Annotated in this window: 22 protein-coding genes; 14 read left to right on the top strand and 8 right to left on the bottom strand. The window is 65.2% G+C overall.

Annotation, left to right across the window (positions count from 1 at the left end; genetic code table 11):
• Positions 1–48 precede the first annotated feature (48 nt).
• The 3 genes from VEC01_RS16625 (at position 49) to VEC01_RS16635 (ending at position 5140) form a co-directional block, all read left to right on the top strand.
• On the top strand, positions 49–2520 hold the full coding sequence (locus VEC01_RS16625; RefSeq protein WP_324902022.1) for a sensor domain-containing protein: 2472 nt from the start codon (positions 49–51) through the stop codon (positions 2518–2520).
• Between the two features lie 78 nt (positions 2521–2598).
• A complete protein-coding gene (locus VEC01_RS16630) occupies positions 2599–2838 on the top strand; it encodes a hypothetical protein (RefSeq protein WP_324902023.1) in 240 nt (79 codons plus the stop codon).
• Between the two features lie 43 nt (positions 2839–2881).
• Complete coding sequence (locus VEC01_RS16635; RefSeq protein ID WP_324902024.1) at positions 2882–5140, top strand: PhoX family phosphatase; 2259 nt, start codon at positions 2882–2884, stop codon at positions 5138–5140.
• A gap of 301 nt (positions 5141–5441) precedes the next feature.
• Here the strand turns inward: VEC01_RS16635 and VEC01_RS16640 are convergent, their stop codons facing one another.
• Positions 5442–6404: a LysR family transcriptional regulator gene (locus tag VEC01_RS16640; protein ID WP_324902025.1), complete on the bottom strand. Its 963-nt coding sequence runs from the start codon at positions 6402–6404 to the stop codon at positions 5442–5444.
• A gap of 161 nt (positions 6405–6565) precedes the next feature.
• Here VEC01_RS16640 and VEC01_RS16645 point away from each other — a divergent pair, with 161 nt between their 5' ends.
• From VEC01_RS16645 to VEC01_RS16660, 4 genes are all read left to right on the top strand, one after another.
• On the top strand, positions 6566–6862 hold the full coding sequence (locus tag VEC01_RS16645) for a hypothetical protein (protein WP_324902026.1): 297 nt from the start codon (positions 6566–6568) through the stop codon (positions 6860–6862).
• 43 nt (positions 6863–6905) lie between these two features.
• Positions 6906–7307, top strand: a complete 402-nt coding sequence (locus VEC01_RS16650; RefSeq protein ID WP_324902027.1) for a DUF2798 domain-containing protein — start codon at positions 6906–6908, stop codon at positions 7305–7307.
• A 156-nt stretch (positions 7308–7463) separates the two neighbouring features.
• Positions 7464–8033 (top strand): DUF2242 domain-containing protein, encoded by a 570-nt coding sequence (locus VEC01_RS16655; RefSeq protein ID WP_324902028.1) that lies wholly within the window; start codon positions 7464–7466, stop codon positions 8031–8033.
• Between the two features lie 3 nt (positions 8034–8036).
• On the top strand, positions 8037–8264 hold the full coding sequence (locus tag VEC01_RS16660; protein WP_324902029.1) for a DUF3820 family protein: 228 nt from the start codon (positions 8037–8039) through the stop codon (positions 8262–8264).
• An 18-nt stretch (positions 8265–8282) separates the two neighbouring features.
• On the opposite strand, the gene VEC01_RS16665 is transcribed toward VEC01_RS16660, so the two are convergent.
• Complete coding sequence (locus VEC01_RS16665) at positions 8283–9227, bottom strand: MYG1 family protein (RefSeq protein WP_324902030.1); 945 nt, start codon at positions 9225–9227, stop codon at positions 8283–8285.
• An 81-nt stretch (positions 9228–9308) separates the two neighbouring features.
• Entirely contained in the window at positions 9309–10136 is an 828-nt protein-coding gene (locus tag VEC01_RS16670; protein WP_324902031.1) for an SRPBCC family protein, read from the bottom strand.
• A gap of 144 nt (positions 10137–10280) precedes the next feature.
• Between VEC01_RS16670 and VEC01_RS16675 the strand changes: the two genes are divergently transcribed.
• The 5 genes from VEC01_RS16675 to VEC01_RS16695 all read left to right on the top strand — a co-directional run bounded on the left by VEC01_RS16675 (position 10281) and on the right by VEC01_RS16695 (position 12265).
• Positions 10281–10472 carry a hypothetical protein gene (locus tag VEC01_RS16675; RefSeq protein WP_324902032.1) on the top strand — a complete coding sequence of 64 codons (192 nt, stop codon included), beginning with the start codon at positions 10281–10283 and terminating at the stop codon, positions 10470–10472.
• Between the two features lie 115 nt (positions 10473–10587).
• Positions 10588–10986, top strand: coding sequence for a four-helix bundle copper-binding protein (locus tag VEC01_RS16680; RefSeq protein ID WP_324902033.1), 399 nt, complete (start codon positions 10588–10590; stop codon positions 10984–10986).
• Between the two features lie 8 nt (positions 10987–10994).
• Complete coding sequence (locus VEC01_RS16685; RefSeq protein WP_324902034.1) at positions 10995–11204, top strand: hypothetical protein; 210 nt, start codon at positions 10995–10997, stop codon at positions 11202–11204.
• Positions 11205–11311: 107 nt separating this feature from the next.
• Complete coding sequence (locus tag VEC01_RS16690; RefSeq protein ID WP_324902035.1) at positions 11312–11488, top strand: hypothetical protein; 177 nt, start codon at positions 11312–11314, stop codon at positions 11486–11488.
• 48 nt (positions 11489–11536) lie between these two features.
• The gene (locus VEC01_RS16695) at positions 11537–12265 is read left to right on the top strand and encodes an SDR family oxidoreductase (RefSeq protein WP_324902036.1); all 729 of its coding nucleotides are present in this window, start codon (positions 11537–11539) and stop codon (positions 12263–12265) included.
• A gap of 10 nt (positions 12266–12275) precedes the next feature.
• Here VEC01_RS16695 and VEC01_RS16700 read toward each other — a convergent pair whose 3' ends face one another.
• Together VEC01_RS16700 and VEC01_RS16705 are read right to left on the bottom strand one after the other, a co-directional pair.
• Positions 12276–12806, bottom strand: coding sequence for a hypothetical protein (locus VEC01_RS16700; RefSeq protein WP_324902037.1), 531 nt, complete (start codon positions 12804–12806; stop codon positions 12276–12278).
• Positions 12807–12904: 98 nt separating this feature from the next.
• Positions 12905–13315 carry a hypothetical protein gene (locus tag VEC01_RS16705; RefSeq protein ID WP_324902038.1) on the bottom strand — a complete coding sequence of 137 codons (411 nt, stop codon included), beginning with the start codon at positions 13313–13315 and terminating at the stop codon, positions 12905–12907.
• Between the two features lie 162 nt (positions 13316–13477).
• On the opposite strand from VEC01_RS16705, the gene VEC01_RS16710 reads away from it, so the two are divergent.
• Positions 13478–14071, top strand: coding sequence for a lytic transglycosylase domain-containing protein (locus VEC01_RS16710; RefSeq protein ID WP_324902039.1), 594 nt, complete (start codon positions 13478–13480; stop codon positions 14069–14071).
• Between the two features lie 113 nt (positions 14072–14184).
• Here the strand turns inward: VEC01_RS16710 and VEC01_RS16715 are convergent, their stop codons facing one another.
• The 3 genes from VEC01_RS16715 to VEC01_RS16725 form a co-directional block, all read right to left on the bottom strand.
• On the bottom strand, positions 14185–15090 hold the full coding sequence (locus VEC01_RS16715) for a hypothetical protein (protein ID WP_324902040.1): 906 nt from the start codon (positions 15088–15090) through the stop codon (positions 14185–14187).
• A gap of 240 nt (positions 15091–15330) precedes the next feature.
• Positions 15331–15798, bottom strand: a complete 468-nt coding sequence (locus VEC01_RS16720) for a VOC family protein (RefSeq protein WP_324902041.1) — start codon at positions 15796–15798, stop codon at positions 15331–15333.
• 26 nt (positions 15799–15824) lie between these two features.
• Positions 15825–16253, bottom strand: a complete 429-nt coding sequence (locus tag VEC01_RS16725; RefSeq protein WP_324902042.1) for a hypothetical protein — start codon at positions 16251–16253, stop codon at positions 15825–15827.
• A gap of 212 nt (positions 16254–16465) precedes the next feature.
• Between VEC01_RS16725 and VEC01_RS16730 the strand changes: the two genes are divergently transcribed.
• Complete coding sequence (locus VEC01_RS16730) at positions 16466–18970, top strand: PBP1A family penicillin-binding protein (protein ID WP_324902043.1); 2505 nt, start codon at positions 16466–16468, stop codon at positions 18968–18970.
• Positions 18971–18991: the final 21 nt, after the last annotated feature.

The following is an 18991-nucleotide window of genomic DNA, read 5'->3' on the forward strand; positions in this document are numbered from 1 at the left end:
GGAAAAGAGCGTGCCTGCTTTGTCTCCGCATCCCGGCAAGGAGATCCTGTGGAGCCGACCATTGATATCTACCGGCTGATCGTCGAACAGGCTGTCGATCCCATCTTCGTGAGCGACAGCCAGGGTCGAGCAGCCTATGCAAACCCGGCGGCGTTGCAATTGTTCGGATTCTCGCGGGAAGAGCTTGCGGGCAAGGTCCTGCATGACATGCTGCACGGGCAGCATCCCGACGGCCGTCCCTTTCCGCGCGACGCCTGTCCGCTCTACCGCGCCTGTGTCACGGGCGCGGCCGTCAATGACTGCATTGCTTCCTTCATCCGCAAGGATGGCATCTTCGTCACGCTATCCTGCACCTGCATTCCGGTTGATCTCGGCGGTGAAACCGGCCAGGTGTTTTTTGCGCGTGACGTCACTGCGCGGCTCGAAGCCGCGCAGGCACTGGCCGAAAGCGAGCAGCGCTTCCGCCTGATCGCCGATTCCATGCCGCAGCTGGTGTGGATCATGTCACCCAAAGGAAAGATCACCTATATCAACGAGCGTTTCCGCCAATACGTCGGCGCCGCCGTCGAGTTTGGGACCGACGCCAAGGCATCGCAGCCGGTGCACCCGGACGACCTTGCCCATACCGAGGCCGTGCTGGCGGAAGCAATGCGCACCGGCGCCGAGTTCCGCATCGAGCACCGCGGCCGCGCCGCGGACCGCAGCTATCGCTGGTTCCTGACGCGCGGCGTGCCGCTCAAGAATGCGCAGGGAGATATCCTTGCCTGGTACGGTTCCTCGACCGATATCGACGACATCCGCCGCGCCGGTGAAGCGCTGCTGCGCAGCCAGGAAACATTGCGGCTTGCCGCGGAATTGACCGGCCTCGGCCTGTGGGAGTATTACACCGAGACCGGCGAGCTGGTATGGGATGAAACCACGCGGCGCGCCTATGGCGTGCCGCTGCAGGGGCCGGTCAGCTACAAGGAATTCATCGACCGCATCCACCCGGACGACCGCAAGCGGGTCGACCGGGTGGCACGCCGCTTTACGGTACGCGGCAGCACCGGGCGCCTGTTTACCGAATACAGGATCATCCGCCAGAACGACGGCGCCGAGCGCTGGCTCAAGGTGAACGGCGAATCGCTGCAGGACCGGGACGGTACCACGCGTTTTGTCGGCACCACGCTCGACATCACCGAAAGCAAGCTGGCCGAGCAGCGCATCCGGGATGCGTCGCGCCGCGACACGCTGACCGGGTTGCCGAACAGGGCGCTGCTGTTCGAATACTGCGAACACCTGCTGGCGATCGCGCAGCGCACCAGAAGCAGCGGCGCCCTGCTGTTCATCGATCTCGACCGCTTCAAGCCGATCAACGACACCCATGGCCACGACGTCGGTGACCAGGTGCTGCGGCAGGTGGCGCAGCGGCTGACCGCATGCACGCGGCAGGAAGATGTCGTCGGCCGGCTCGGCGGCGACGAATTCGTGGTCGCGTTGCCGCATCCCGACGACGTGCACGGCCCGGCCACGGTGGCGGGCCACCTGGTGGAGCGGATCAGCGAACCCTACCATGTCGGTGAACTGCAGCTGCATTTGTCGCCGTCGATCGGCATCAGCCTGTATCCGCGCCACGGCGACAACCTGGACGCGTTGATCAAATGCGCCGATGCGGCAATGTACGAGGCGAAGAAAGCCGGACGCAAGCGCTACCGGTTCTATACGCCGGCGCTCGAGCACGGCCAGGACCCGTACATGCAGCTCGAACTGCGCTTGCGCGACGCGGTCGAGCACGGAGAACTGCTGCTGTTGTACCAGCCGATGATGAATCTGGGGACCGGTGCGATCGCCGGCGTCGAGGCGCTGCTGCGCCTGCCGATGGGCGACGGCGTCGACCTGGTGCCGGAGCAGTTCCTGCACGTGGCGGAAGCGGCCGGACTGATCAACCGGATCGGCGAATGGGTCGCGCAGGAAGCGTGCAGCCAGCACCAGCGCTGGCGCGAGGACGGGCTGCCGCCGATAAGCGTCGCGATCAACGTCGCCGCGCAGCAGTTCCGCCAGCGCTCCTTCATCGCCTATCTAGCGCACAGCATGCAGCACAGCGGCATGGACCCTTCCTGCCTGCAAATTGAGCTCAAGGAAAGCACCGTGCTCGAGGATGTGCACGACACCATCGCCGCCCTCGAGGAGATCCGCGCGCTCGGCATCCGTGTCGCGCTCGATGATTTCGGTGTCGGTTATTCCAGCGTGCGCCTGCTGAGCAGCCTGCCTCTGGACAAGTTGAAAATCGACCAGTCCTTCGTCAACGGCATTGGCCGCGATGCGAAGAGCCAGGTGATCGCCGACAGCGTGCTCGCGCTCGGGCGTTCTCTCAACCTGCAGGTGGTCGGGGAAGGGATCGAGTCCGGGGAGGTCGTCGATTACCTGCGCGCGCATGGCTGCGACGAGGCGCAGGGATATTACTTCAGCAGGCCAATGGCGGCCAACGAGTTCGCCGCCTGGTATCGCGGCGGCCGGGCGGAAAGGCGGGCCCTGCAATAGAGATTCATCCGGCGACGGTCATCGAAGTTTCACATGGCCGTCATTGCGGCGTCACAAACGCAACGTAGGATGCCGGCCGTGGACAAGGCATCCCTGCATTTCTCCGGAATCGATCTCGTGAATCCCGACATCGTGATCGTGCGCGACGGCGACGGATATCGTCTGCTGCACGGCCATCTTCGGCTGGCCAATGTGCTGCGCCTTTCAGGGGAAATCGAAGTCGAAGTCAGGGGGGAGGGCAAGGTGACGGTGGTGAAAACGCGCACCGGCTATGTGGTCGGAAAGGGCGCGAAGCGCTTTCCGCTCAATCGATGCTGATTGCCATGGCCACATACAAGCCCACTACAACAAGGATAGCCTAATGAATGATTTCACCCGGCACGACCTGCTGACCGACCCGGAAGATGTCGGCACCAACGATTCCGCCAATCCCAGCTTCGAGAGCGTGCTCAACGCGCGCCTCTCCAGGCGCTCGCTGCTCAAGGGCACGTTCGGCGCAGCGACCACGGTTTTCTTCGGCGGCAGCCTGGCCGCCTGCGGCGGCACCGGGAATGCGGTGGCATCCGCCGGCGCTGTGGAATCGAAGACCCTGAAGCTCAGCTTCAATGCGGTCGCCAAGAGCGTGGCCGATGCGGTGACCGTGCCCGCCGGCTATACCGCGAGCGTGCTGTACCGTCTCGGCGACCCGATCGCCGCCGCCGTCCCCGATTACAGGAATGACGGCACCGACAGCGGCGCGTCGTTCGCGCAGCGCGCCGGTGACCATCATGACGGGATGCATTTCTTTGGCCTCGGCGCCGACGGCAAGTACAGCCCCTCTGCAAGCGATCGCGGCCTGCTGGTGATGAACCACGAAGCGATCACGCCGGCCTATCTGCACAAGAATGGCGTGACCATCGACGGCGCCGCGCTGAGCAGGTACCCGTCGGCGATCACCAATACGATGACGCGTACCGTCGCCGACGAAGTGATCAAGGAACTGAACGCGCACGGCGTGAGCATCATCGAGGTTCGCCGCGACGGCAATCGCATCAGCTACCGCAGGGACTCCGCATACAACCGCCGCATCACCACCTTCACCGAGATGACGATGTCGGGACCGGCCGCCCGCACGCCATACATGGTCACTGCGTATTCCCCGGACGGATCGAAAACGCGCGGCACCGTCAACAACTGCGCCAACGGCTACACGCCGTGGGGCACCTACCTCACCTGCGAAGAAAACTGGGCCGGCTATTTCCGGCGCATCGCGGCCACCGACAACCCCAATCGCAGCGCGAAGGAGCTGGCATCGTTCGCGCGTTACGGCGTGGCGGGAACGGGACGCGAGCTGTGGGCGACGGCAGCGGCGGCGGCCGCCGGCGATACATCGTTTTCGCGTTGGAATGCGATGAAGACCGGCAGCTCGGCAGACGGCAGCGACGACTTCCGCAACGTCGCCAATACCTTCGGCTGGGTGGTCGAGATCGACCCGTTCAATCCGGCGTCGACACCGAAGAAACGCACCGCCCTGGGCCGCTTTGCGCACGAGGGCGCATGGCCCGGCCCGGTCGTGCCCGGCAAGCCGCTGGTCTGGTACATGGGCTGCGACTCGCGCAATGAATACATCTACAAGTACGTGTCGAACAAGGCCTGGGACCCGAGCGATGCCAACAAGGGCATGGCAGCGGGCGACAAGTACCTCGACGACGGCCGGCTGTATGTGGCCAAGTTCAATGCCGACGGCAGCGGCCAGTGGCTAGAACTGCAATTCGGCAGCAACGGCATCACCGGCGCCAATGCGGCCTATCCGTTCGCCGATCAGGCCGACGTGCTGGTCAACACCCGCCTGGCCGCCGACGCCGCCGGCGCGACGAAGATGGACCGCCCGGAATGGGGCGCGGTCAATCCGGCCAACGGCGAGGTCTACATGACCCTGACCAACAACAATTCGTCCAACCGCACGCTCGCCAACGCGGACGCCGCCAACCCCCGGTTCTACAATGATCCGAAGGGCAGCGCCGGCACCGCGCAGAAGGGCAACCCGAACGGCCATATCATCCGCTGGGCGGAAAACGATGGCAATGTGGCGGCGACCGGGTTCAAGTGGGATGTGTTCCTGTTCGGCGCGCGCGCTACTGCCGACGCGGCCAGCATCAACGTCTCCAACCTGACCTCGGCCAACGATTTTTCCAGCCCGGACGGCTTGTGGTTCTCCCAGTCCACCGGACTGCTGTGGATACAGACCGACGACGGCGCCTATACCGATGTCACCAACTGCATGCTGCTGGCGGCGGTGGCGGGCAAGGTCGGCGACGGCACCAGGAAGACCATCACGAATGTCGACGGCAGCAACAGCAGGTCGGTGGATACCTATGTCGGCGCGGCGCTCGGCGAAACCAACCTGCGGCGCTTCCTGGTCGGCCCGAAGGAATGCGAAATCACCGGCATCGCGGAAACGCCGGATGGCAAGGCACTGTTCGTCAACATCCAGCACCCGGGCGAAGACAGTGCGCCCGATTTCAACAATCCCGGCAGCTTCGGCAGCCACTGGCCGGATGGGGGAAATGCGCGCCCGCGCTCGGCGACCATCGTGATTACGAAGGATGACGGTGGGACGGTCGGCGGAGGCCTGTCCTAGTGGGCTGAGCCAAGAGGCGAAAAGGATCTCCAACTTTGCCCTCCCCTTTGCGGGGAGGGATTTTTTTTGCAACGTGAAGTCGCTTCCGGCCTGTCGGTCCGGCGCGCGGTGCGCATGCCGCCGATCCTGTCACCGCATAAGCCCTAGTAGGCCATCCAGATGAATTTGATAAACAGGTAGGGTGGGTAGAGCGGAGCGAAACCCACCAAGTGCCTCGACGGGCGTAGCCAAAACGGCGGGTTTCGCCTGCGGCTTTACCTCGGCGGCCCCACCCACCCTACAGGTTCATCTGGACGATCTGCTAGCGGATGATCCCCGCCTTCGCAAACGTCTCGCTCGATGTCCCGCTCAGATGCGACCGCAGCCACTTGTGCGCGGGGCTGCGGGTATCGCGCTCATGCCAGAGCATGTCCACATGCACGTCCGGCAGGTCGAACGGCAGTTCCTTCGTGATGAGGGCGCCGGTAATGCCGGTGGACGCGATCAGGTGGCGCGGCAGCACGGTGATCAGGTCGGAGGTCGCGACCACCCGGCCCGCCGTGAAGAACTGGTTCACCGTCAGCAGGATGCGCCGCTCGCGCCCGATCTTGGCCAGCGCCTCGTCCACCAGGCCGTGCGCGCGGCCGGAAAAACTCACCAGCAGGTGATTCGCCGCGCAGTAGCTGTCCACCGTCAGTTCCTTGTCGGCCAGCGGGTGGTCCTTGCGCATCACGCAGACGTAGCGTCCCGAATACAGCTGCTCATGCCGGATCGGCGACACCGAGGCGCCCTGCCCGCCTGCCAGCTGGGCCACCACGCCGGGGAAGAAGCCGACTGCGAGATCGATGTCGCCGCGCAGCAGCATCGGCCGCGGTTCGCGCGTTGTCAGCGGCACCATGCGGATGGTCAGCTTCGGCGCGTCGCGCTCGATGGAGCGCACCAGCGCCGGCAGCCACAACGCGGCGGTCGCGTCCGCCATCGCCATGCGGAAGGTGTTTTGCGCGTGCGCGATGTCGAAATTCTGTTCCGGCGCGATCGCTTCTTCCAGCTCGCTCAATGCCCGCCGCACCGCCGGCCACAGGTTTTCCGCGCGCGGCGTCGGCTTCACGCCATGCGCGGTGCGGATCAGCAGGTCGTCGTTGAGCGCGTCGCGCAGGCGGCGCAGCGCGTTCGATACCGCCGGCTGCGTCATCGCCAGCCGGTTGGCGGCTCGGGTCAGGTTCTGTTCGGTCATGACGGCGTCAAAGACGCGCAGCAGGTTCAAGTCCAGCGTCAGAAAACTCATGATCCACCGTAAGGCATTGATTAATAAAAGTAAAATATTTCCTGGTATTCACAGGAATTATAGCTGATATGCTCAAAGGAAATTGGTTTTATAACTGACCTGTGCATATACTGCAGTGCAACAAAGCATTTTCGCGATTCAGTATTGCCAGGGAGTAAACCATGTCCGCGCTTTCACTTGCCATTCCTGCCGAAGCCATTATCGCCCACGCGATGGCGATTTCCCGTCCGCTGCTCGGTCTCGGCGTGCTGGCCGCAGTCATGGTGATGTTCAAGCCCCTGCTGGTGGGCCTGCTGCGCGCCGCGCTGCTGGTCGTCAAGCCACGCAAGTCGCTGGAAGAGCGTGCTGCGCGCAGCATGCTGGAAAGCGTGATGATGCTCAACCGGATGGCCCGCGACCTCGACCGCACCCAGCCCGGTCTGGCCAATGAATTGCGCGCGCTCGCAGCACGCAATTAAGCAGTCAAGCAACGTGAACTAATCCCGCGATCGCGAACCAAACATGACCACTTTAGCTTATCGCTCCGGCCCGGCACCGCTGACTTTCCTGGTGCAGCGTGTTCGACGCTCGCGCAGCCTCGCCTCGATGCTGCCTGCGCTGCTGTCGAGCGGCGTGATGACCTTCGTAATCACCGGCGTGATGCACCTGATGTGGAGCGGTATCGACGGACGCTGGATCGAAAGCTGGCTGACCGCCTGGCCGATCGCGTTTCCGGTTGCGTATGTGGTCGGCCCCCTGGTCTCCAGGCTGAGCGCCGCAACTTCGGCGCCGGCTGCGCGTACATCGTCCACCGGCGGCCTTGCGTTCGCCGATATCGCCGACGTGTCGCAGCGCGTGACGGCACGCCACGGTTACCCGGTTCTGCGCGGACTGAAGCCGGCAAACGACTTCAGCGCGGTGTAAGAACACCTGTTGTCTCCTCCTCCCTCCTAAGGAAGGATTCGCCCCGCCAGCCATCGTGCCGCGGGGCTTTTTTCTGGACGCGAATCTCGCGATAAACTGTCGCCCGAGGGGTGCACGCACCCGGTCGTTGTCATGTTCTGTCGGGAGACGCCATCAATGCGCAAGATTCCAGCTTCCATGCTCCGCCTGCTGCCGTGGCTGCCTGCGGCCCTGTTCCTCGCCGCCTGCTCGAGCGCGACCAAGGTCACTGTGCAGGAAGACTTTGCGTCAACCGATACCTTTGCGCACAGTTTTCCGGGCAACGACAAGGCGACCTGTGAAGCCGCGCGGCGCGCGCTGCTCAGCCAGGGCTACGTGATCCAGGAAGCGAACGCGTCCACCGTGCGCGGCCGCAAGAACTTCCAGCCGGGCGCGGATGTGCACGTGCAGATCGAATTCCACGTTGTCTGCGCACCCGACAGCAAAGGCAGCAATAGCACCACCGCGTTTGCGAACGCGGTGCGCGACCGGTATTCGCTGAAGAAGAGCAGCAACTCGGCAAGCCTCGGCGTGGGTGGCGTCGGCTCCTTGTCGCTGCCGTTCGGCAGCAGCGACGACTCGCTGGTGCGGGTGGCGAGCGAAACCATCTCCAACAAGCAGTTCTATGAGCGCTTCTTCGCGCTGGTGGAACGCTACTTCGACGATTCCGCGCTGGCCGACGACGAAACCGGCGACATGGACGAGTAAGCCGTGCAGCCGCTCGATCCGCAGCTGCTGGAATTGCTGGTGTCGCGCACCATGCCCTTCGGTAAATACAAGGGCCGGCTGCTGGCGGACCTGCCGGGACATTACCTGGGCTGGTTCGCGCGGGAAGGATTTCCGCCGGGAGAGTTGGGCCGGCTGCTGGCGCTGATGTACGAGCTCGACCACAACAACCTGAAGGGCTTGCTCGATCCGCTGCGCCTGCCGCGCCGCTGACGGAAAGCGCGGGATGCGCTACGCGATGGCGTGATACAGGGCCTGCCGCGCGAGCTTCAGCGCGCCCTCGAACGAGCGGGCGGCGGCGACGAACAGGTTATTGTGGCAGAACACGGCGTCGGCAACGCCGGTCACCGCCGCCAGTGCGTCGCCCTGCAGTCCGGCCCACGCCGCAGGCAAGTCGGCGCGCGCCGCGAAGCTGTCGGCGGCGGCAGGCACGGTGCTCAGCATGTAGCGGTCGTCGGCGATGCTGTAGGCGATCACGAACAACACCTTCGGCATCTCGTTGCGCACCACATGCGTCCACGGCAGCGCGGCGTTTTCCAGCACCAGCACGCGGCCATCCTCGAGCACGCGCGCACCGCGCACCTGCGCCAGCGCAAGCAGGCTGCCCACCCGGTATTTCACCTGGTTGGCCAGCACTTCCTGCATGAATTCCACCGCGCGCCGGAAGCGTTGCAGCCGCAGCGACTCGGCCGCCGCCGCGCTGCCCGCCAGCTGTTCCTCCAGCCAGGTGATGTTGAATCCCGAGATTACCGCCGACAAGCCGTAGCCGCCGGGTGCATTCTTCGCCGCGCCGGTATCGGACATGTCGAGGTATTGCACCAGGTCGGCATCGATCGCATACGCGATCTGGCGCGCTTCATCGTCCGACAGCGCGTGCCGCAGGTCGCGCGCGGCCAGCGCGGCGACACACTGCGCGCCGTGCGTCTTCCATGCCAGCCCCGCGCTCGCATACACCACACCCGACAGCCTCGCCGCTGCAAAGCCCTTTTGATGGTGGTCGAAACGTCCCGTCGCCGGATCCCACATGCCGCCGACATCGACATTGAAGTCCGCCTGCGCGAGCCGGGCCGGATCACGGGTACGGATCAGCTCGCAGCCGGGAAAGACGATGTCAAGCACGCTGACGGCAAACACGTCGTCGGCGTGAAATTTTCCGGAGTGGGTGGCGATGATCATGGCGCGGCAGGACGAAAGCGGGGGAAGCAGCGATTCTACTTGCTTACCTGCTCCATGGCCCGGAACGCACGCCGCCGACCGTCATTCCGAAGGCGGCACCGCGCGCTCGATCGATTGCTCCAGGTCGCCGCCGCCTTTCTTGCCGCGCTTGCCCTGCTTCATCGACTTCGCCATCGCTTCGCCGGCGCGCGCTTCTTCCGGCCCGAAGTCCAGCGGCATCTGCCCGACGCGCCGCGCCTGATCGGACTGCTGGTCGAAGTTCTGTTCTTCCGCGACAGAATAGCGGCCGTCCTCGCTGTCGTCGTCGGCCGACTGCGACATCGACGGCGCCGACTGCATCGTCTCGTCCGCCTGCAGCGGCTGCGCCGACGCCGCCGCGTCACGCCGCTCCTGGGCGGTCTGGCCTATCGTCTTGCCGATGCCCTCGCCGCCCTCGCCACCGTCGCCGCCGGTCTGCGCGTCGTGCACCTCGCCGCGCCACGCCCCGGTTTCGCTGCCGCGCGTTTCGATGAATTCCTTGAAGCGCGCCAGATCGTCGCCGATCTGCCGCGCCAGCACATCCTGCACGTTGCCCGCCTGCGCCGGCAGCCGGTCCGGGTCGCATTCCATCGTCAGCGTCACGCGCGCCTTGTCCTGCCCGACCGGCTGCACCTCGACCTTGCCGGCGTCGATCGGCCCGCCGGCATTGCGCCACGCGATGCATTGATCGGGAATTTGCTCGGTGATTTCCGAGTCCCACTCCATCTGCTGGTAAGCCATGCGCGCAGACCAGTGCAGGTGGGTGTCGTCGAGCTGATGCACGTTTTCAATATCGTGCATGAAGCGCGGATAGTCTTCGAACTGCGTGAGCTGGTTATACGCGATGTGCGCCGGAACACCGATTTCTATCGATTGCTGAATCCTTGCCATGATGAATCTCCGTCCTTGTTGCGGCTGATGCGTTTGTCCATGTCGCGCGGCAGCGCGCGCTTACGGTGTCAGAGCACAAGTTGCGGAACAAGTTGCGCATGGAGCGCCGCTGCAGGCGCGGCGGCGCACGGAAAGGAGGAAAAAATGCGAGCCGACAGCGCGTTATCGCATCTGTACGACCATGAACGCTGCATTGCCGTCCTGCAGGACGGTTCGCAGCGCGAAGTCTGGTGGAGCAGGGAAGACTGGGTGTTTTACTTCCCCGATACGGAACCGCCCGAGCCCTGCCGCTTCGAGCGTATCCAGGAGTGGCGGCCGGCATCGATCAACCCCTGATGTCGCGGCCGGCTGGAATGGATGTTGCAGCGTCCGATGTCCAAGCGTCGGGCTGGCGTTCCGGTGCACTGGACGTTGCTCCGCCTGCGACATTTTTCAGACGAAGGAGTAAATCATGCAATCCGCATCCATGCACCCGGCGATGCAGCAATGCGTCGACGAATGCCTCCACTGTTACCGCACCTGTCTGCAGATGGCGATGAACCATTGCCTCGAGGCAGGCGGACCGCACACCGAGCCCGAGCATTTCCGCCTGATGATGAACTGCGCCGGCATCTGTCGCACCAGCGCCGAATTCATGCTCTCGAATTCGCCGCTGCACACGGTCACTTGCGCCGCATGCGCGGAGGTCTGCCAGGCATGCGCGGACAGCTGCGAACGCACCGGCGACATGGACGAATGCGTGCAAGCCTGCCGCAGCTGCATGGAAAGCTGCCGCCGCATGGTCCACGGTTCGGGTATGCATGTCGGACAGATGGGCACGTCCGGCATGCAGGAACGGTTGCCGATGTAGGAGCTGAGATGATACAGACACCCCCCGACCAGAATCCGGCGCACACGCCACCCGAGGTTCCACCGGTCACCTGGCCCGGCCCGGAAATCGAGCCGTCGCGTCCGCAGCCGGAAGTGCCGGCGCTGCCCCCGGACACCTATGACCCGGGAACACCGCAGGGACCGGAAATCATTCCGGACACCACGCCGCAGGAGTATCCGGTGCCGGGCGAGGCATGAGCGCCGGCGCGTCCGTGCGCTTGACGCCGCGGTTGCGTTTGTGCCGCATCAAGCCGCTCCGTAACCTGGTTCCTAACCTGTAGAGACTGACAGTACCGACGACCGCCATGCCATCCCCGAACCAGCCCGATCAAGCGAAGGAAAAGGTGCGCGAATACATGGAACGCCGCCAGGTCGAGCGCCGCCAGAATGCACGTTCACCGCTGCATGGCCCGGAGCAGATCCGGCAGGAAATCGGCTGGGACATGGTGGAACGCCGCCAGCAGGACCGCCGCGGGAAATAGCGCGGAAATCACGGATAATGGGCGCTTGCCCCCTGCCGGATACCAACAATGAAAGCGATCCTGAGCGGACACTCGCGCGGCCTTGGCGCCGCCATCGCACAAGACCTGCTCGCGCGCGGCATCCCCGTGCTCGCGATTGCGCGCCATCGCAACGCCGCGCTTGCCGAGCGCTTCGGCCCCGCGCTGCGGCAGGAAGAGCTCGACCTGGCCGAAGCGGCGACGGTAGAACAATGGCTCGCCGGCGGATGTCTGCGGCATTTCGTTTCCGGCAGCAAGACCGTTTTGTTGATCAACAACGCCGGCGTCGTGCAGCCGGTGGGACCGCTGCCGCTGCAGGAGCCGGCCGCGATCGCGCGCGCGATCGCGTTGAACGTGACAGCGCCGCTGATGCTGGCGGCGGCCGTCGCCGCCGACGCCGCGCCCGCGGAACGGCGCATCCTGCATGTGTCCAGCGGCGCCGGACGCAATGCCTATCCCGGCTGGAGCGTGTACTGTGCGACCAAGGCGGCGCTTGACCATCACGCGCGGGCGGTGGCGCTCGATGCGGCGCCGGGGATACGCATCTGCAGCCTGGCGCCGGGCGTGATCGACACCGACATGCAGGCGGAAATCCGCGCGACGTCGCTGCAACAGTTTCCGCTGCGCGAGCGCTTCGATGCGTTGAAGCGGGACGGCAGCCTCGCCGATCCGGCGGTGTGCGCGCGGCGCCTGGTCGACTACCTGCTCGGTGACGGTTTCGGGCAGCTCCCGGTGGCGGACCTGCGCGACGTGGCGTAGTAAGCGTTCGTCAGCGCCCCGACTGCGGACGCAGCGCAAGCGCCATCACCGTCAATACCACGGCGGCGGCGAAACAGCCCTGGGTCAGCGGCGACAACCCGTGCAGCCATGCCGCCACTGCCGCATCGCCGAAACGCGCCAGTTGTTGCGTGAACCACAGGAGGACGCCGCCGAAAGCCAGGCAGCAGGCCGTCTGGCCGAGCAGCCGGGCCGCCGATACCCGTGGCGACAGGCGCTGCGCCGGCTGCCACGGCAGCGTGCCGGCCATACTGGCGCCGATGCGCTTGGCGGCGGCCCATAGCAGGCCGACGACAAAGCCAAGCCAGAATGCGAGCTCGATGAACAGCGTCCACATCTCGCGCACGAAAGCGCGCACCGCGGCACTGCCGCTGCCCTCGGGCCAGAATGCGATCAGTGCGCCGCCGGCGGCGGTAAAGGCGAGCGCAAGTCCGGCTGCGAGCAGAAACTGCGCTTTCCAGTAAGAGAATTCGGCGTCCACGTCCTGGTTGACGGGCAGGCGCTGCAGCAAATCCAGCATCATGTCTTCCTCCGCGATGAGAGATAGACAAGATTGTGCGGACCCGAATTCCCTCGTTATTTACGATTTCTCAAGCAGCCCGGCGGAAAGACCCGGCCGCATCACGGATTCGTCACTGATGGCAGCGTCAGCTCGCGGTATTCGCGCAGCACGCCGCCGGAACCGACGCTGCCATGCGTTTCGCCTTCTCCGCGCGTCCGGCGCCGGCAACTGTCCTGGTCCGCCGGTGGCAACGCATCGCAGCGCGCCAGTGCGTTCTTTGCGTAAGCGGCTTGCTCCTCATCGAGTTCTCCGCGCTGCGCTGCATTGTGTGCCGCTGCCGCGTCGCGCAGGCAGTTCGCGCGGCTTTCGCCCTCCTCGATCTGCGCGCATGCCGCGCGCTCGCTGCGATAACGCGCATCGGCGTCCGCCTGCGGCGCGGCCGCAGCGCCGACGCACCATAGCGCGAGCCAGGCCGCGCACGCCAGGCGCGCCACGCGCTTTTCCTGTCCGTTGTGAACTGTCGTCGTCAAGCTGAACTCCTTTCCAGGCCCGTTGCAATGATGAATTGTTGCTTTCTCCGCGGCTGATGCTTGCCGGAAATAACCGGCGCGCGTATCGTACCCTTCAGCAGGGAGGAAACAATGAACTCCATTATGGGAGGCAGCACCGCCGCACGGCGGATCTTGTTGGCGATGATGCTATACGCGGCTGCCGCGCATGCGCAGGAGACCCGGATCTACCGCTCCTACGACGCCTCCGGCAGACCCACCTTTTCCGACCGCCCGCTCAACCGCAGTTCGCAGCTGTACGCGAGCTTCGACGGCACCTATCTCTGGCCGCGCGCCGGCACCGGCCCGGTCTCGCTGCCGCAGCTGTCGGCCCGGCGCAGCGCGCTGGAACCGCTGCTGCAGCGTGCCGCCGCCGCCCACGGCATCCAGCCGGCGCTGCTCAAGGCGATCATCGAAGTCGAATCCGGCTTCAACGCGCAGGCGCGCTCGCCCAAGGGCGCCGTCGGCCTGATGCAGGTAATGCCGGCGACCGCCGCCCGCTACGGCCGTTTCGACCTGTATTCGCCGGAACAGAACCTTGATGTCGGCGCCCGCTACCTGCGCGACCTGCTCGCGCTGTTCAACGGCAATGTGCGCCTCGCAGTGGCCGCGTATAACGCCGGCGAAAACGCGGTGATCCGCCACGGCAGGCAGATTCCGCCCTATGCGGAAACCATCAAGTATGTGCCGATGGTGATGGAGCGCTACAGCCGCTTCCAGTCGCAGGCAACGCACTAGCGCGCTGCGTCGCTCATTCATTGACAAAAACCGATGAAACGCACGCCATGCATTGTCGTGGCGCGGGCAAAACTGCACGGAGCATGCCAGGGCCGCCGGCTGGCCGGTCAGGCTCAGTCAGCGTAGTTGTTTTCGGCGTGGAAGGCGAACATCATCTGCACCGGATTGTGCTCGTTCGCCGGCGCGGCGGGATCGCCGTCCACCTGTACCAGCTGGTTGCAGAAGCGCGTGAGCCGCTTTTTCGTGCCTTCGAAGATATCGTGGTATTCCGCCCAGCCCCAGATATAGAAAAATTTCGTTCCGTTCTGGACCGCTTCCAGGTCGTCGCTGCTGATCGTGCCCGGCGACGCCTCGACCATGCTGCGCGGTCCAGCCACGGTCGGCATCCGTTCGCCATGCGAATCGTGGAAGCCGTCATCCTTCGTCAGCGGCGCATCGAGCAGGCGGTAGCTGGTATGAATCGACAGCCCGCGGGTCGGCGTATTGCCGCTGTTGGCCCAGACCGGATGGATGGTCCAGTGGTATTTCCCGGTCTCCGGGTCCTGGTGCAGGATGGTCTTGATTTCGCGGATGAACATGAATGCGCGCTGGCCGGCGACAAGCGCCTCTTCGGCCGCGCGCGCACTCTTTTCGGCGACGGCCGCACTGTCTCTTGCCGCGGCGGTCGCTTCGCCCGTGCGGCGCGCCAGCGTCCAACCGAGCAGCACCAGCAGGCCGGTGAACAGCGCGATCAGGACATCGGTGATTTTCACGTCGAGCAGGGAGGAATCGGCGCGCGGCACCAAGGCCGCGGGCGCCTCCGGTACGCTCTGCTTCTCGGGCTGGACTGCGGCAGGCACGGATGGCGCGGCAGCCGGCGCGGCCTTTTCCTCGGCGCCGTCGTGCTGCATGGCGTCCTGCATTGCAGGCGCCTGCTGCGCTTCCTGTTGTGTTTCCGACAGCTTCGGCTCCTGGCCGAAGGCGTGCTGGGCAAGGCCGCAAGCGAGCAATAGCGCAGCGAAAATGTGTCGAGTTTTCATGGTTTGTCCTCCCGGGGATAATTGTCCGACCGCGCAGCGGTCCGCCGAAAGAGCGTTAGTCCGGGAAGATTTGCCGGAGTTCAATATTGCTTGAGGAATAGTGCAGCCGGGCACCGACCGATCCGGCGAACGCGCAGCTTGCCGCCCCGGCAAAGGAATGCGCCCGCGAGCGGGCGGGATCCGGCAGTCACGCGGGTCGCAACGCGCCGCGTGTTTCCGGGGACGCGCCGCGCTGCCGTATCAACCGCCGAAGGCCGCCTTGGAACGCCGTTCCAGCTCCTCCGGCGGCACGTCTTCCACATGGGTGGCAATCCACCACTTGTGGCCGAAGGGATCGGTAATCATGCCGCCGCGGTCGCCGTAGAACTGGTCGGCGACCGGCCGCTCCAGCCTGGCGCCGGCGTGGACGGCGCGCTCGACCAGCGCGTCGACGTTTTCCACATACAGGTGCAGCATCACCGGCGATCCGCCGATCGCTTCCGGGCTCTGCGCGCCCATCTCGGGAAATTCGTCGCTGAGCATGATTGCCGAGTCGCCGACGCGGATCTCGGCATGGCCGATCTTGCCGTTCGGGCTCGCGATACGGAAGGTTTCGTCGGCGCCGAACGCCTGCTTGTAGAAGTCCAGCGCCGCCGTCGCGTTGCGTACCGTCAGGTAGGGCGTCAGCGTATGGTAGCCGTCGGGAACCGCTTTTACCTTGGTCGTCATTGCGCACTCCTTGTCTGCAGTCTTGGTCACAAGCCGCGCAGCAGCATGTTGGTATCGACCACCCTGACCCGGCCTCGCACCAGCAGTCCGTTTTCCTCGAACCAGCGCTGCGCGACATACGGCGCATAGCCGGTTTCCTCACGGATCGCGAACTGGAAAATGGCGTCCCACTCGGGGTCGCGCGGCATGACCCAGATCACCTGCCTGCCCGCATCGGCATGAATGCCGGCGTGGCGCAGGTTGGCACAGATGCGCCCGGCCCGTTGCTCCTTGCTCTGCGCAAAGATGCCATCGGCATCCGGCAGCGGCAGCACGGAAGGCACGCGTTTCTGCACCAGCCCGGACGCGCCGGTGCGAAACCTTGCCCAAGGGCCGATCAGCGTCTGCCGTACGAATTGCAGCTCGTCATCGTCGAGCGGTTCGTCGAGGAAATAACAGGACAGGATCAGGGCCATCGCGGCGCATTGCGAAAGTCGATACCGCAGCATAGCCGCTTGATACCGATTTAAACACTCCGGCGCGGCCCCATTCTGATATCGCCCAAGCGATGGTTCGTGCGCGCGGCGCGCGCTACCGCAAGGCAAGGTGACTCCTCGCATGCCGGCGGTGCAAAACCAAACCCTTGCCTTCTTGTCCAACTTGTGGCGAAACAGAAAAGGGTAAGACAGTGCACAACAAAAACCCGAAGAAAACCAAACCGGATACCCGCGATGCTGCCGGCGCACCAGCCCGCATTCACCCGTTCGTGCGCTTCCTGCTGTATTGCTTCGTGCTGTCGACGGTACTGTTGCTCGGCGGCGTGTTCTACGCGGCCTCCTACCTGTCAAAGATCGAGCCGGACACGCCGGACGCGGAAGACATGCTCGAAGCGCGCGCCGCGCAGCCGAGCGTGCTGCTGTCGGCCGGGGGCACGCTGCTGGCGACCTTCGCGCGCGGCCAGCAGGAACAGGTGACGCTGGACCGCATCTCGCCGCACGTGATCCGGGCGCTGATCGCCACCGAGGACCACCGCTTCTACGACCATCGCGGCATCGACCTCACCCGCACCGCGTCGGCGATCTACCGCACGCTGCGCGGCGATGCGCAGGGCGGCTCCACCATTACCCAGCAGCTGGTGCGCAACATGTTTCCCGAGGAGATAGGCCGGGCGCGCACCGTCGACCGCAAGCTGCGCGAGATCATCACCGCGCTGAAGATCGAAAAGGCCTACACCAAGGACCAGATCCTTGAAACCTACCTCAACAGCGTGCCTTTCCTCTACAACGTAATCGGTATCGAGATGGCCGCGCGCACCTATTACGACAAGTCCGCCGCCGACCTCGACCTGCTCGAGAGCGCCACGCTGGTCGGCATGCTCAAGGGCACCAGCTATTACAACCCGGTGCAGAATCCGGACCGCGCGCGCAAGCGGCGCAATGTAGTGCTCGGCCAGATGGTGAAGTACGGCATGCTGAACGATGAGGTGTTCCGCGCGCTGCGCGAGCAGCCGCTGCAGGTCACGCTGACCCGCCAGCCCGATCCGCTTGGTCATATCGCGCCGCATTTCGCCGCATACGTGCGGCGGCAGCTGGTGGAATGGGCCGATGCGAACGACTACAACCTCTACACCGACGGACTGGTCGTGCACAGCACGCTCGACGACCGGCTGCAGGAAGCTGCCGCCGCCGCGGTGGAACGGCAGTCCGAGGTGCTGCAGACCATCGCCGACGTCGAATGGGGACGCAGCACCGAAAAGGTGGCATCGCATACCCCGTCCGCCTATGCGGCATTGCGCAAGAAGGTGGAGCCGTTCCGCTATTTCTGGAGTGCGCGCGCCGACCTGCTCGATGCCTTCGTGCGCGAAACGCCGGAATACCGCAGGGCAATCGCCGCCGGGCGCTCGGACAAAGCCACGCTGGCCAAGCTGAAGGCCGACGACGCCTTCATGCAACGCCTGCGCGACAGCAAGACGCGGCTGGAAGCGGGCTTCGTGGCGATGGACCCGACTACCGGCGAAGTGAAAGCCTGGGTCGGCAGCCGCAATTTCGAGCGCGACCAGTTCGACCATGTCGGCCAGGCGGAACGCCAGCCCGGCTCCACCTTCAAGCCCATCGTCTACGGCGCGGCATTGGAACAGGGCCTCGGCCCCGACCGCACCTATCCCGACGGCCAGGTCGAAATCCGCGCCGCCGACGGCAGCGTGTGGCGGCCGACCGACATGTCCGGCTTCAGCGGCCGCATGATGACCATGCGCGAGGGCCTGATCTTTTCGAAGAACACCATCACCGCGCAGGTGATGCAGGACGTCGGCCTGCCCCAGGTGATCGACCTTGCGCGCGCGGTCGGCGTCAAGCAGAGCCGGCTCGACCCGGTGCCTTCGCTGTCGCTCGGCACCAGCCCGGTGACGCTGCTGGAAATGGTGAGCGCCTATTCCACCATCGCCAAGGTCGGTGAATACCGCAAGCCGGTATTCATCACGAAGATCACCGACCGCGAGGGGAATGTGCTGGCGGAGTTCGACGCCGCGCCGCAGCGCGTGATGTCGGAAGAGACCGCAGTCGAGCTGATCGACATGATGCGCGGCGTCGTCCGGCGCGGCACCGGCACCGAGGTGCGCAACCGCTTCAACATCGCGGCCGACATCGCGGGCAAGACCGGCACCACGCAGAACAACACCGACGGCTGGTTCATCCTGATGCATCCGCGGCTGGTTGCCGGCGCCTGGGTCGGCTTCAACGACTCACGCGTGACGATGCGCAGCGACCACTGGGGCCAGGGCGGGCATAACGCGATCCTGCTGGTCGGCGACTTCTTCCGCGGCACGCTGAAGTCCAAGCTGATCGATGTCAAGGCGAAGTTCCCGCAGCCGAAGCGGCCGCCGCCGCTGATCGTGAAGACTCCCGAGGACGCTGCGACCACCGTGCCCTCAGGCTATGGCGTGATCACGCGCGACGACAGCGAGGTGCTGATCGGTCCCGACGGGACGCGCACTGTGGAGCGCGGCCGGCATGCGCGCGGCAGCGAGGATGCGGTTTCGACGATGCCGGGCGACGAGCTCGGCCGTTTCCTGAGCGGGCTGGGGCGCGATCCGGCAACCGGCGCCCGCCCCGATAACAGCAGCGGCGCTTCGGAGGGCCGCGGCAATGGCGGCGCGGGCGCCGGCGACCTGCTGTTTCCCGAGGTGGGGCAGTGATGTGAGGGCATGGGCGCGCGC

This window comes from Noviherbaspirillum sp. (assembly GCF_035627455.1).
GTDB lineage: Bacteria > Pseudomonadota > Gammaproteobacteria > Burkholderiales > Burkholderiaceae_D > Noviherbaspirillum.

Excerpts from the sequence above, each read along its gene's own strand:
- VEC01_RS16635 (WP_324902024.1), top strand. The coding sequence starts at position 2,882 with ATGAATGATTTCACCCGGCACGACCTGCTGACCGACCCGGAAGATGTC.
- VEC01_RS16640 (WP_324902025.1), bottom strand. The coding sequence starts at position 6,404 with ATGAGTTTTCTGACGCTGGACTTGAACCTGCTGCGCGTCTTTGACGCC.
- VEC01_RS16645 (WP_324902026.1), top strand. The coding sequence starts at position 6,566 with ATGTCCGCGCTTTCACTTGCCATTCCTGCCGAAGCCATTATCGCCCAC.
- VEC01_RS16650 (WP_324902027.1), top strand. The coding sequence starts at position 6,906 with ATGACCACTTTAGCTTATCGCTCCGGCCCGGCACCGCTGACTTTCCTG.
- VEC01_RS16655 (WP_324902028.1), top strand. The coding sequence starts at position 7,464 with ATGCGCAAGATTCCAGCTTCCATGCTCCGCCTGCTGCCGTGGCTGCCT.
- VEC01_RS16665 (WP_324902030.1), bottom strand. The coding sequence starts at position 9,227 with ATGATCATCGCCACCCACTCCGGAAAATTTCACGCCGACGACGTGTTT.
- VEC01_RS16670 (WP_324902031.1), bottom strand. The coding sequence starts at position 10,136 with ATGGCAAGGATTCAGCAATCGATAGAAATCGGTGTTCCGGCGCACATC.
- VEC01_RS16675 (WP_324902032.1), top strand. The coding sequence starts at position 10,281 with ATGCGAGCCGACAGCGCGTTATCGCATCTGTACGACCATGAACGCTGC.
- VEC01_RS16680 (WP_324902033.1), top strand. The coding sequence starts at position 10,588 with ATGCAATCCGCATCCATGCACCCGGCGATGCAGCAATGCGTCGACGAA.
- VEC01_RS16685 (WP_324902034.1), top strand. The coding sequence starts at position 10,995 with ATGATACAGACACCCCCCGACCAGAATCCGGCGCACACGCCACCCGAG.
- VEC01_RS16690 (WP_324902035.1), top strand. The coding sequence starts at position 11,312 with ATGCCATCCCCGAACCAGCCCGATCAAGCGAAGGAAAAGGTGCGCGAA.
- VEC01_RS16695 (WP_324902036.1), top strand. The coding sequence starts at position 11,537 with ATGAAAGCGATCCTGAGCGGACACTCGCGCGGCCTTGGCGCCGCCATC.
- VEC01_RS16700 (WP_324902037.1), bottom strand. The coding sequence starts at position 12,806 with ATGATGCTGGATTTGCTGCAGCGCCTGCCCGTCAACCAGGACGTGGAC.
- VEC01_RS16710 (WP_324902039.1), top strand. The coding sequence starts at position 13,478 with ATGATGCTATACGCGGCTGCCGCGCATGCGCAGGAGACCCGGATCTAC.
- VEC01_RS16715 (WP_324902040.1), bottom strand. The coding sequence starts at position 15,090 with ATGAAAACTCGACACATTTTCGCTGCGCTATTGCTCGCTTGCGGCCTT.
- VEC01_RS16720 (WP_324902041.1), bottom strand. The coding sequence starts at position 15,798 with ATGACGACCAAGGTAAAAGCGGTTCCCGACGGCTACCATACGCTGACG.
- VEC01_RS16725 (WP_324902042.1), bottom strand. The coding sequence starts at position 16,253 with ATGGCCCTGATCCTGTCCTGTTATTTCCTCGACGAACCGCTCGACGAT.